Annotated in this window: 11 protein-coding genes; 3 read left to right on the top strand and 8 right to left on the bottom strand. The window is 69.9% G+C overall.

Annotated features, from left to right (window positions below; translation table 11 throughout):
- Positions 1–130 precede the first annotated feature (130 nt).
- From ACZ61E_RS16785 to ACZ61E_RS16755, 7 genes are all read right to left on the bottom strand, one after another.
- Entirely contained in the window at positions 131–646 is a 516-nt protein-coding gene (locus tag ACZ61E_RS16785; protein ID WP_469700374.1) for a hypothetical protein, read from the bottom strand.
- A 153-nt stretch (positions 647–799) separates the two neighbouring features.
- Positions 800–2,215, bottom strand: a complete 1,416-nt coding sequence (locus ACZ61E_RS16780; RefSeq protein WP_469700363.1) for an NAD(P)/FAD-dependent oxidoreductase — start codon at positions 2,213–2,215, stop codon at positions 800–802.
- Between the two features lie 25 nt (positions 2,216–2,240).
- Complete coding sequence (locus tag ACZ61E_RS16775; protein WP_469700362.1) at positions 2,241–3,035, bottom strand: ABC transporter permease; 795 nt, start codon at positions 3,033–3,035, stop codon at positions 2,241–2,243.
- Positions 3,035–3,970 carry an ABC transporter permease gene (locus tag ACZ61E_RS16770; RefSeq protein WP_469700361.1) on the bottom strand — a complete coding sequence of 312 codons (936 nt, stop codon included), beginning with the start codon at positions 3,968–3,970 and terminating at the stop codon, positions 3,035–3,037. Before ACZ61E_RS16770 ends, ACZ61E_RS16775 begins: the two co-directional genes overlap by 1 nt.
- Entirely contained in the window at positions 3,967–5,133 is a 1,167-nt protein-coding gene (locus ACZ61E_RS16765; protein ID WP_469700360.1) for an ABC transporter ATP-binding protein, read from the bottom strand. The genes ACZ61E_RS16770 and ACZ61E_RS16765 overlap by 4 nt, the downstream gene beginning before the upstream one ends.
- Positions 5,134–5,254: 121 nt before the next feature.
- Complete coding sequence (locus tag ACZ61E_RS16760) at positions 5,255–6,499, bottom strand: ABC transporter substrate-binding protein (RefSeq protein WP_469700359.1); 1,245 nt, start codon at positions 6,497–6,499, stop codon at positions 5,255–5,257.
- Positions 6,500–6,537: 38 nt separating this feature from the next.
- The gene (locus ACZ61E_RS16755) at positions 6,538–8,148 is read right to left on the bottom strand and encodes a gamma-aminobutyraldehyde dehydrogenase (RefSeq protein ID WP_469700358.1); all 1,611 of its coding nucleotides are present in this window, start codon (positions 8,146–8,148) and stop codon (positions 6,538–6,540) included.
- Between the two features lie 233 nt (positions 8,149–8,381).
- Here ACZ61E_RS16755 and ACZ61E_RS16750 point away from each other — a divergent pair, with 233 nt between their 5' ends.
- Complete coding sequence (locus tag ACZ61E_RS16750; RefSeq protein ID WP_469700373.1) at positions 8,382–8,942, top strand: NADAR family protein; 561 nt, start codon at positions 8,382–8,384, stop codon at positions 8,940–8,942.
- 98 nt (positions 8,943–9,040) lie between these two features.
- On the opposite strand, the gene ACZ61E_RS16745 is transcribed toward ACZ61E_RS16750, so the two are convergent.
- On the bottom strand, positions 9,041–9,760 hold the full coding sequence (locus ACZ61E_RS16745; RefSeq protein ID WP_469700357.1) for a DUF4190 domain-containing protein: 720 nt from the start codon (positions 9,758–9,760) through the stop codon (positions 9,041–9,043).
- 161 nt (positions 9,761–9,921) lie between these two features.
- Here ACZ61E_RS16745 and ACZ61E_RS16740 point away from each other — a divergent pair, with 161 nt between their 5' ends.
- Positions 9,922–10,947 (top strand): adenosine deaminase, encoded by a 1,026-nt coding sequence (locus ACZ61E_RS16740; RefSeq protein WP_469700356.1) that lies wholly within the window; start codon positions 9,922–9,924, stop codon positions 10,945–10,947.
- Complete coding sequence (locus ACZ61E_RS16735; RefSeq protein ID WP_469700355.1) at positions 10,944–11,702, top strand: glycerophosphodiester phosphodiesterase; 759 nt, start codon at positions 10,944–10,946, stop codon at positions 11,700–11,702. The genes ACZ61E_RS16740 and ACZ61E_RS16735 overlap by 4 nt, the downstream gene beginning before the upstream one ends.
- The last annotated feature ends 75 nt before the right edge of the window (positions 11,703–11,777 follow it).

Below are 11,777 nucleotides of genomic sequence, written 5' to 3'. Positions count from 1 at the left end.
CCCCCCCCCCCCCCCCCCCCCCCCCCCCCCCCCCCCCCCCCCCCCCCCCCCCCCCCCCCCCCCCCCCCCCCCCCCCCCCCCCCCCCCCCGCTGCCCTCAGACCGAAGTCCAGAGCCCGAAGCCTCGGCCCTCAGCCCTCACGATCGCCGGCCCCGCCTCGGCCGTCAGCGACGCCGCCGACGCCGGAATCCCCCGCGACCCCGGCCGCCGCCTCGTGCATCGCCAGTTCGAGCAACAGCGGATCGGTGAGCGTGCCCGAGCCGTCGGGCGCCACCAGCCACCGGACACCGCCGCCGGTCCGCCCCGGGTACGGAACGACGATCCAGGTCCCGCCGCCCGCGCCCCGTACCCCCGTGCCGATCCAGCGGGCGACGGTGCCCGGAGGCACGAAGAAGCCGAGGCGCGCGTCGCCGAAGTCGGCCAGGACGGGGCCCGGCCGGTCCACGAGGCGGGTCATCACGTCCAGCGTCGGATACCCCAGCCCACCCGGGAGGATCAGGACGTCCCAGCGCTTCCCGGCGGGCAGGAGAGCGACCCCGTACGGGTCCCGCTCCCATTCCGAGCGGCAGGCGTCGGGATCGGGCGCCACCGACGCCAGCCACTCCAGCGCGGCCCTCGACCCCGAGTGGGCCCCCGAGTCAGTCATCATGCGACCTCCACTCCACATTGCCGGACAGTGCGTCCACAGGGGGAGAGGGAGACCGCGCCGGATCATTACGCGAGTTCGGGGCGGCACCCGGTGGTGATGTGGATCACATGACCACCGGGCCGACGCCGGGCCGCCACACATGGCTGGGCGTCAGCTGTCGAAACCCAGCCCCACCCGGTCCATGGCCTTCAGCCACAGATTGCGACGGCCGCCCCGGGCGTCCGCGCGGGCGAGCGACCACTTGGTGAGCCCGATACCGGCCCACGCGGCCGGCTCCGGCGGGAAGGGCACCGGCTTCGTCCTGACCATCTCCAGCCCCGTCCGCTCAGTCCGCTCCCCCGCGAGCAGATCGAGCATCACATCGGCGCCGAAGCGAGTCGCGCCCACGCCGAGGCCCGTGTACCCGGCGGCGTACGCGACCCGCCCTCCGTGCGCCGTACCGAAGAAGGCCGAGAACCGCGAGCAGGTGTCGATGGCCCCGCCCCACGCGTGACTGAACCGCAGCCCCTCCAGCTGAGGGAAACACTCGAAGAAGTGCGAGGCGAGCTTGAGGTAGGTCTCCGGCCTGTGGTCGAGAGCGGCGTCGACGCGCCCTCCGTACGGATAGACCGCGTCGTAGCCGCCCCACAGGACTCGGTTGTCCGCCGTGATCCGGAAGTAGTGGAACTGGTTGGCACCGTCACTCAGCCCCTGCCGCCTCTTCCAGCCGAGCGCGCCGAGCTGGTCCTCCGTAAGAGGTTCAGTCGTCAGGGCGTAGTCGTAGACGGGCACCGTGTACGGCCGCACGCGCCGCACCAGGGACGGGAAGGCGTTCGTGCCGAGCGCGACGTGACGGGCCAGGACACGCCCGTACGGTGTGCGGACGGCCATACCGGCGCCGGAACGAGCCAGTTCAAGCCCCGGCGTGTTCTCGTAGATCCGTACACCGAGGTCCAGACAGGCCCGCTTCAGCCCCCACGCGAGCCTAGCCGGGTTCAGCATGGCGACGCCGCGCCGGTCCCACAGGCCGCCCAGGAAGGTCGGCGAGTCGACCTCCGCGCGAACCGCCTCGGCGTCCAGGAGGTCCAGACCCGTCAAGCCGGCCGCGGTCGCCTGGTCGTACAGCTCTCGCAGACCGGCCACCTGGTGCGGCTCCGTGGCGACGGCGATGTCACCGGTCCGCTCGAAGTCGCAGTCGATGGCGTAGCGATCGACCGCCGACTCGATGGCGTCGAGATTGCGCTCGCCGAGGTCCTCCAGTGCCCGCAGCTCGCCGGGCCAGCGGCTGAGCCCGTTGGCGAGACCGTGGGTGAGGGAGGCGGAGCAGAAGCCGCCGTTGCGGCCCGAGGCAGCCCAGCCCACCTCGCGGCCCTCGATCAGGACGATGTCGCGGCGTGGGTCGCGCTCCTTGGCGAGGAGCGCGGTCCACAGACCGCTGTAGCCGCCGCCGACGACGAGCAGGTCGCAGCGTTCGTCGCCCGCGAGCGCGGGCACCGCGCCCGGCCTGCCGGGGTCGTCGAGCCAGTAGGCGACGGGCTGCGCGTCGGTGAGTGAGGCGGCGGCTGTACGCATGGCTCCAGGGGCCATGTCTTCCATCTCCTTCAGGAACTGCTCAGGGTCTCGCGGCCTTCTTGCGCCGGTTGCTGATCAGCTGGCCGCCGATCACCATCAGTACCGCGACGGCGAACATCGCGGTCCCGATGACGTTGATCTGCACCGGCGTGCCACGCTGCGCCGATCCCCAGACGAACATGGGGAAGGTGACGGACGAACCGGCGTTGAAGTTGGTGATGATGAAGTCGTCGAACGAGAGCGCGAAGGCAAGCAGTGCGCCCGCGGCGATGCCCGGTGCGGCGATCGGCAGGGTGACCCGTACGAAGGTCTGCACCGGCCCCGCGTACAGATCGCGCGCCGCCTCCTCGAGCTTCGGGTCCATGGACATGACCCTCGCCTTGACCGCCGTCACCACGAAGCTGAGGCAGAACATGATGTGGGCGATGAGGACGGTCCAGAAGCCCAACTCCGCCCCCATGTTCAGAAATAGAGTCAGCAGTGAGGCGGCCATCACGACCTCGGGCATGGCCATCGGCAGGAAGATCAGCGAGTTGATCGCGCCGCGTGCCCGGAAGCGGTAGCGGACCAGCGCGAAGGCGATCATGGTGCCGAGTACGGTCGCCCCGATCGTCGCCCAGACGGCGATCTGGAACGAGAGCGTCAGCGCCCCGCAGAGGTCCGCGACGCCGCACGGGTCCTTCCAGGCGTCCAGCGAGAACGACTGCCAGGCGTAGTTGAAGCGCCCCTTCGGCTTGTTGAAGGAGAACACCATCACGACGAGGTTCGGCAGGATCATGTACGCGAGCGTGAGCAGGCCCGCGACGACGACCACATTGCGTCGGATCCAGCGCATCAGACCAGGTCCTCCGTCCCTGAACGGCGGATATAGACGGTGACCACGACCAGCACGACCGCCATGAGGATGAACGAGAGGGCCGCCGCCGTCGGATAGTCGAGGACCCGCAGGAACTGGCTCTGGATCACGCTGCCGACCATCTTGGTGTCGGTGGAACCGAGCAACTCGGCATTGACGTAGTCGCCGCTCGCGGGGATGAAGGTCAGCAGCGTGCCGGAGACGATGCCCGGCATGGACAGCGGGACGGTCACCTTCCGGAAGGTCGTCGAGGGCTTCGCGTAGAGGTCTCCGGCCGCCTCGTGCAGCCGCCCGTCGATGCGCTCCAGCGACGTGTAGAGCGGCAGGATCATGAACGGCAGGAAGTTGTACGTGAGGCCGCAGACGACGGCCATGGGCGTGGCCAGCACGCGGTCGTCGGCCGTCCAGCCGAGCCAGCTGGTGACGTCCAGCACCCGGAGGGCGTCCAGCGCCCCGACCACGGCGCCGTCGTCCGCCAGGATCGTCTTCCAGGCGAGCGTACGGATCAGGAAGCTCGTGAAGAACGGGGCGATGACGAGGACCAGCAGGAGGTTGCGCCAGCGGCCGGCCTTGAAGGCGATGAGGTAGGCGAGCGGGTAGCCGAGCAGCAGACACAGGACGGTGGCGGTGCCCGCGTACAGCAGGGAGCGCACGAACTGCGGGTAGTACTCACGCAGCGCGTCCCAGTAGGTCTGGAAGTGCCAGGTGACCTCGAAGCCCTTCTCCAGGGAGCCCGTCTGTACGGAGGTCGACGCCTGGTAGACCATCGGCAGCGCGAAGAAGACCAGCAGCCAGAGGATGCCGGGCAGTAGCAACCAGTACGGGACGAGACGTTTGCGGCGCGGAACCTTGCGTACCGCCGCGTCGGTGACCGGTGGTGTGGGCGGCGCCGGTGGTGCTGCCGTGGCGGTCACGACCCCTCCTCGTCCACCGTCTTGACGCCCGCGTCGATGTCCTGGTCCGCGTCCAGCCCGAAGGTGTGAGCGGGGTTCCAGTGCAGGACCACCTCCGCCCCCGGAGCGAGCCGGCCGTCGCGCTCGATGTTCTGCGCGTACACCTCCAACTCCGCACACACGGGGCTGTCGATGACGTACTGGGTCGAGACCCCGATGAAGCTGGAGTCGACGACGCGACCGGTGACCCGGTTGCGTCCCGCGGGGATGGATCCCTCGTCGTCCGCGTGCGCGAGGGAGATCTTCTCGGGGCGCACGCCGACGAGCAGTCGGCCGCCGTCGGTCACCCGCGTCGAACAGCGATCGGCGGGCAGCCTCAGCTTCACGCCCGCCGACGTCACCACCAGCTCGTCGCCGGTCCGCTCCGCGACGTCGGCCTCGATGAGGTTGGAGGTGCCGAGGAAGTTGGCCACGAAAGTGGTCTGCGGATTCTCGTACAGCTCCGCCGGTGCGCCCAGTTGCTCGACCCGCCCCGCGTTCATCACGGCGACCGTGTCGGCCATCGTCATGGCCTCCTCCTGGTCGTGCGTGACGTGCACGAAGGTGATGCCGACCTCCGTCTGGATGCGCTTGAGCTCCAGCTGCATCTGGCGGCGCAGCTTGAGGTCGAGCGCGCCGAGGGGCTCGTCGAGCAGCAGCACCTTCGGATGGTTGATGAGCGCGCGGGCCACGGCGACGCGCTGCTGCTGGCCGCCGGAGAGCTGGTGCGGCTTGCGCTTCGCGTAGTCGCCGAGCTGGACGAGGTCGAGCATGTCGCCGACCTGCTTCTTCACCGATTTGACGCCCCGGCGGCGCAGGCCGAAGGCGACGTTCTCGTAGATGTCGAGGTGCGGGAAGAGCGCGTAGCTCTGGAAGACGGTGTTGACGGGGCGCTTGTGGGGCGGCAGGCCGGTGACGTCGCGATCGCCGAGGAAGACCGATCCCGTGGTGGGGTCCTCCAGTCCGGCGATCATCCGCAGCGTGGTGGTCTTGCCGCAGCCCGAAGCCCCGAGGAGGGCGAAGAAGGAGCCTTCGGGGACGGTGAGGTCGAGGGGTTTCACGGCGTGGAAGGAGCCGTACGACTTGCTTATCCCGGTGAGGCGGACGTCGTCGCCGCCCCGGCCGGTGGATGCGGTCTCAGTCATGGGTAACGATCCCGGGGGCTTGAGAGGGGGAGGAACGGAGCGGACGGGGCCTCTGGGGACCCGCGCGGCCGTACGGCCCGGTGGTCCGGTGAGCCCCGGCCGGTGAGCCGGTGCCGGTGGCCTAGGCGCCGATGAGCTTGGCGAACTTCTCTTCGTACGCCGTCTCTTCCTCACTGCTCAGTGAGCGGAAGGCGTGGGACTTGGAGGCCATCTCCGCGTCCGGGAGGATCAGCGGATTGGACGCCATCGACTCGTCGATCTTCGCGAGCTCCGGACGGACGCCCTCGACGGGGCAGACGTAGTTGATGTACGCCGCGAGCTGGGCGGCGACCGGAAGCTCGTAGTAGTGGTCGATGAGCTTCTCGGCGTTGGTCTTGTGCCGTGCCTTCGCCGGCACCAGCAGATTGTCGCTGGAGATCATGTAGCCGGTCTCCGGGATGGCGAACTGGACGTCCGGGTTGTCCGCCTGGAGCTGCACGATGTCACCGGCCCAGGCGACGCACGCCGCGATGTCGCCCTTGCTGAGGTCCGCCGTGTAGTCGTTGCCGGTGAAACGGCGGATCTGCTTCTTGTCGACGGCCTTCTGTATGCGGGCGACCGCCCCGTCGAAGTCGTCGTCGGAGAACGACGCCGGGTCCTTGCCCATGTCGAGCAGGGTCAGCCCGATCGAGTCGCGCATCTCGGAGAGGAACGACACCCGCCCCTTGAGGTCCGGGTCGTCGAGCAACTGCGACACGGACTCGATCTTGCGGCCCCCCGTCGCCTTGGTGTTGTACGCGATGACGGACGGGATTCCGGTCCACGGATAGGTGTAGGCGCGCCCCGGATCCCAGTCCGGCGAGCGGAACTGCTGAGAGAGATTCGCGAACGCGTGGGGCAGGTTGGCGGGATCGAGCTTCTGCGCCCAGCCGAGCCTGATGATGCGGGCGGCGAGCCAGTCGGTGACGCAGATCAAGTCGCGCCCCGTGTCCTGGCCCGCGGCGAGCTGCGGCTGGATCTTGCCGAAGAACTCGACGTTGTCGTTGATGTCCGCCGTGTACTTCACCTGGATCCCGGTGCGCTTGGTGAACGCCTCCAGGGAGGGGTAGCCCTTCTCGTTCTCACTGACGTCCATGTACTCGGTCCAGTTGGAGAAGACGACGCGCTTCTCCTTCGCCGAGTGGTCGGTGGACGCCGGGCCGCCCTCCCTCTTCGCGGGTGGGATCCCGCAGGCGGCGAGACCTGCCACGCCGCCGATCGTGAGCGCCCCGGCACCGGTGGCACGCAGCAGCGAACGGCGGCTGAGCGCGCCTCTGCCGTTGCTGAGGCTGCGACGCGTCGCGGCTATCTGGGCCGCCGAGAGACGGTCGGGCTCGTACTGCTCCATGGGCGGTGCCCTTTCGGGTGAGGAGAGGGTGAGGAGAGTTAGAGACGGTCCCCGAAGATTGTGCGGTGCCAGTCCTTCCTGACCACCGCGGTGTTGTCGTACATCACATGCTTGACCTGTGTGTACTCCTCGAACGAGTACGCCGACATGTCTTTTCCGTAACCACTCGACTTGTAGCCGCCGTGCGGCATCTCGCTGATGATCGGGATGTGGTCGTTGACCCAGACACAGCCAGCCTTGATCTCGCGGGTGGCGCGTCCCGTGCGGTACACGTCGCGGCTCCAGACGGACGCCGCGAGGCCGTACGGGGTGTCGTTGGCGAGACGGAGGCCCTCGTCGTCGGAGTCGAAGGGCAGCACGACCAGGACGGGGCCGAAGATCTCCGACTGGACGATCTCGCTGTCCTGGGCGGCGTCCACGACCAGGGTGGGCCGGTAGTACGCGCCGTCGGCGAGGGCGGCGCGTTCCGTGTGACCGCCCTCCGGGGCACGGCCCTCCCGGGCGTGGTCGTGCGGATCGTGGCCGTGCGGGGCATCACCGGGCGGATCGTCGCTGCCCGGCGCGCTGCCGCCGGTGACGACGCGGGCGTACGCGCGCGCCCGGTCGACGATGCCGGCGACCCGGTCGCGGTGCGCGTGCGAGATCAGTGGCCCCATGTCGGTCGTCGGGGCGAACGGGTCACCGAGGCGCACCGTCTCCATCAGCGCGGCGACGGCGCTCACGAAGGCGTCGTAGAGCGGACGCTGGACGTAGGCGCGGGTGGCGGCAGTACAGTCCTGCCCCGTGTTGATGAGCGAGCCCGCGACGGCGCCCTGGACGGCGGCGTCGAGGTCGGCGTCGTCGAAGACCAGGAACGGGGCCTTGCCGCCCAGTTCCAGATGCAGCCGCTTGACCGTGGCCGTGGCGATCTCGGCTACACGCCTGCCGACGGCGGTGGAACCGGTGAAGGAGGTCATGGCGACGTCGGGGTGGCCCACGAGGTGCTCACCCGCGTCGGCGCCGGCCCCGTTGACGATGTTGATCACACCGTCGGGGATGCCCGCCTCCTGTGCGGCCTGGGCGAACATCAGTGAGGTGAAGGGCGTCAGTTCGGAGGGCTTCAGCACGATCGTGTTGCCCGCGGCGACCGCCGGAAGGATCTTCCAGGCGGCCATCTGGAGCGGATAGTTCCAGGGGGCGATGGAGCCGATCACGCCGATGGGCTCGCGTCGTACGTAGGAGGTGTGATCGCCGCTGTACTCCCCTGCCGACGCGCCTTCCAGATGACGCGCCGCGCCCGCGAAGAAGGCGGCGTTGTCGACGGTCCCCGGAACGTCGAACTCCGTGGAGAGCTTGATGGGCTTGCCGCACTGCGCCGACTCGGCCTCCGCGAATTCCGTGGCACGGTCGGCGAGTACGGCGGCGAAACGGTGAAGTGCGTCGGAACGCTCTCCCGGAGTGGCGCCGGCCCAGCCCGGGTACGCCGCGAGCGCCGCCGCGACGGCCGCGTCGACGTCGGCGGGCCCCGCCAGCTCGTACGTGAGCAGTTCCTCGCCCGTCGCGGGGTCGACCACGGCGTGCGTACGGCCCGACGTGCCGGGCCGCAGTCGCCCGTCGATGAACTGCGCACCGTCCGCGAAACGCTCCCGTGCGGGGAAGCGGTTGCCCATGGCGCCCTCCGTGTTCCGGCTGTCGTCGCTCCGGTCGTGCCAGTCGTTCCGACGCCGTGGCTGTTGTTCTGGCCTGAATTGAGTGCCGATACTGACAGAGCACGGGGCGTCCAACAAGTGATTCCGTTGTTGCCTTTTGGTTACGCGACGGAATCGGTTGACCATGTGTCGCCACAACGCGTTGATCGACACACGGACTGTCAGTGGTGGCTGCCAGACTCGCGTGCATGGGGATGATCACGGTTGCCGAGCTGATCGACCGTACGGGTCGCGGCGAGAGCTTCGAGTATCTGTACTTCTGGGGGCACGCCCCGCGGCGGGACGGCGCCATCGGCGCGAGTTGCCTCAGCCAGTGGTGGCAGTCGCCGTTCGCGGTGGAGGGGGTTCGGTACGCGACGGCGGAGCACTGGATGATGGCGGCAAAGGCCCGGCTGTTCGACGACGCGGAGGCCGAGCGGCAGGCGCTGACCGCCTCCGATCCGGCCTCGGCGAAGAAGGCCGGGCGGCAGGTGCGGGGGTTCGACGAGGCCGTGTGGGAGCGCGAGCGGGCCGGCATCGTCGTGGAGGGCAGCGTCCACAAGTTCCGGCAGGACGACCGGCTGAACGAGTATCTGCTGGGCACCGGGGACCGTGTCCTCGTCGAGGCCAGCCCGATGGACCGGATCTGGGGCATCGGGCTGGCCTCGGACGACGAGAGGGCACGGGATCCCGCGGGCTGGCGCGGGATCAATCTGCTGGGCTTCGCCCTGATGGAGGCGCGTGAACGGCTCCGCGCGGAGGCGGCGGGCGCCTGACATCGCGCCGGTCGCCCGTCGGCCGCACCGCCGACCGGCCTCACCGACCGCCTCGTCACCCCGGGGCAGGGCCGGCGTATCGAGTCCCGGTGGTGGGATCAGCGGTCGGCGTCGACTAGGAGCATGGCGGAGTAGCCGTCGGTGCCGCTGTCGTAGTCGTAGTCGTTGTTGTCGTTCTTGATCGCGTCGGTGATGCCCCAGACGATCAGTCCGATGACCACCACACCGATGACGATGCCGATGGTGCCCGTGATGATTCCGGAGAGCGCCTGACCACCGTTGGTGGCCTCACCCCGCTCGGCGCGCTTCCTGCCGACGACGCCGAAGATCACGGCGAGAATGCCCAGGACGATGCCGACGACGCCGTACAGGCAGAACAGGCAGATCGAAAGGATCCCGAGCGTCATCGCCGCGACACCCATGCCGTTGGCCGGACTGGCCTGCCAGCCGCCCTGGCCGTATCCCGGGTAGCCGGGGTATCCCGGGTACCCGGGATAGGAGGTGCCGGGGTACGGGGTGGCCACGGGCGCGCTCGGGTAGCCGTACGGACCGGAAGTCGTCGGGGCCGGCCCCCCGGGGGCTATGGGGGGCGGTGGTACGGCTCCGGGGACCGGCCCGGCGCCGGAGGCGCTTGGCCGCGGCCCGCCGATGGGCATCGACGTGACGGTCGACTGGTCGTGAACGGGCGTGACCGGCGGCTGGTCCTGGACGGGGTTCGACGCCTGCGCGGGCTTGTCCAACGGCACCCGGCGCTCCGGCGGCGCCCACGGATCGCTCGGGTCGTTGGCGCCCGGTTGCTGCGGGCTGCTGTCTGACATGGTCCTCCCCCATCGTGATTCCGTCATGCTAAGGCCTCTGCCGGACGCGCCGTCCGCCCCGCCTACGATGGCCACCGACCGGTAAAGCACTGGGCAGGGAGACGTCCTGCCCGGCGGACGGCGACACCCTTTCCGCCGCCGCTCAGCACGCGGAGGACCCGATGACCGACCTTCATCCCTTCATCGCAGGGCTGCCCAAGGCCGAACTGCATGTCCATCACGTCGGCTCGGCCTCGCCCCGTATCGTGTCCGAACTGGCGGCCAGGCACCCCAGCTCCAAGGTGCCGACCGACCCCGAGGCATTGGCCGACTACTTCGTCTTCACCGATTTCGCGCACTTCATCGACGTCTACCTCTCCGTCGTGGATCTGCTCCGCACCCCGGAGGACGTCCGCCTGCTGACGTTCGAGATCGCCCGCGACATGGCCCGGCAGAACATCCGCTACGCCGAGCTGACGATAACGCCCTTCAGCTCGACCCGGCGCGGCATCCCCGCCGAGGCGTTCATGGAGGCGATCGAGGATGCCCGCAAGTCGGCCGAGGCCGAGTTCGGCGTCGTACTGCGGTGGTGCTTCGACATCCCCGGCGAGGCCGGCCTGGAGGCCGCGGACGAGACCCTGCGGCTCGCTGTCGACCTGCGCCCCGAGGGTCTGGTGTCCTTCGGTCTCGGCGGACCGGAAATCGGCGTACCGCGGCCCCAGTTCAAGCCCCACTTCGACCGGGCGATCGCAGAGGGACTGCGCTCCGTACCGCACGCCGGCGAGACGACGGGGCCCGAGACGGTGTGGGACGCCCTGAAGGAACTGCGCGCCGAACGGATCGGTCACGGCATCAGCTCCGCCCAGGACGCGGAGCTGATGGCGTACCTCGCCGAGAACCGCATCCCTCTGGAGGTCTGCCCCACCTCCAACATCGCCACGCGGGCGGTCACCGACCTCGAACTGCACCCGATCAGGACGCTCGTCTCCGCGGGCGTGCTCGTGACGGTCAACAGCGACGACCCCCCCATGTTCGGCACCGACCTCAACAACGAGTACGCCGTCGCGGCGCAACTGCTGGAGTTGGACGAGCGAGGTCTGGCGGAGCTCGCGAAGGGCGCCGTCGAGGCGTCGTTCCTCGACCAGGCAGGCAAGAACCGGCTGACCGCCGAGATCGACACGTACACCGCACAGTGGCTCGCCACGTGACGGCCGCACGGGGCGGCGCCGACGGGGTCCCGGACGCGCTGCTGCGCTCCGTCGTGGCCGTCGGGCACCGAGGAGATCCGTACCGCGTCCGGGAGAACACCCTCCCCTCGGTCCGATCCGCCCTGGAACGGGGCGCGGACGCCGTGGAGATCGACGTACGCGTCACGCGCGACGGGGTGCCCGTCCTGCTGCACGACTCCTCGCTGAAACGGCTGTGGGGACATGACGGGGCGCTCGCGGACGTCACCCACGCCGAGCTGGGCGCCCTGACACGGGGCGGCGTACCGGCACTCCGGGAGGTGCTGCTGGCGCCCGAGCCGGTGGCGGGCGCGCGTCTGATGATCGATCTGCCCAGCGCCACGGCGGCGACGGTGCGCGCGGTGGTGGGGGCGGTGCGCGAATGCGGTGCGGCGGACCGGGTGTACTACTGCGCCGGTGCCGACGCGATGCTCGCCGTGCGTGACGCCGACCCGGCCGCCGAGATCGCGATGACGTGGCAGTCGTTGTCCCCGCCGCGCCCCGTACTGCTCGAAGCGGTACGGCCCCGCTGGCTCAACTACCGCTTCGGCCTGGTGAGTCGGGAGCTGACGGAGCGGGCGCACCGCGACGGGCTGCTGGTTTCCGCCTGGACGGCGGACACGGCGCGGAGCATGCGGCGTCTGGTCGGGGCTGGAGTCGACTCGATCACCACCAACCGCATCGACACGCTCGCGAAGCTGCTGCGCGCCGGCCGTCAGGTTCGGCCGGAGGCCTGAAGGGCGACGGGAACGGTCGACGCAGGGTGGGAACCGGGGGGCGGGGTCTCGACCCTGCCCCCCGGGGCCGAGCGC

This window comes from Streptomyces sp. NPDC104581 (genome assembly GCF_055583685.1).
The sequence above is the reverse complement of the archived record's forward strand: the minus strand, read 5'-3'. Positions and strand labels throughout refer to the sequence as shown.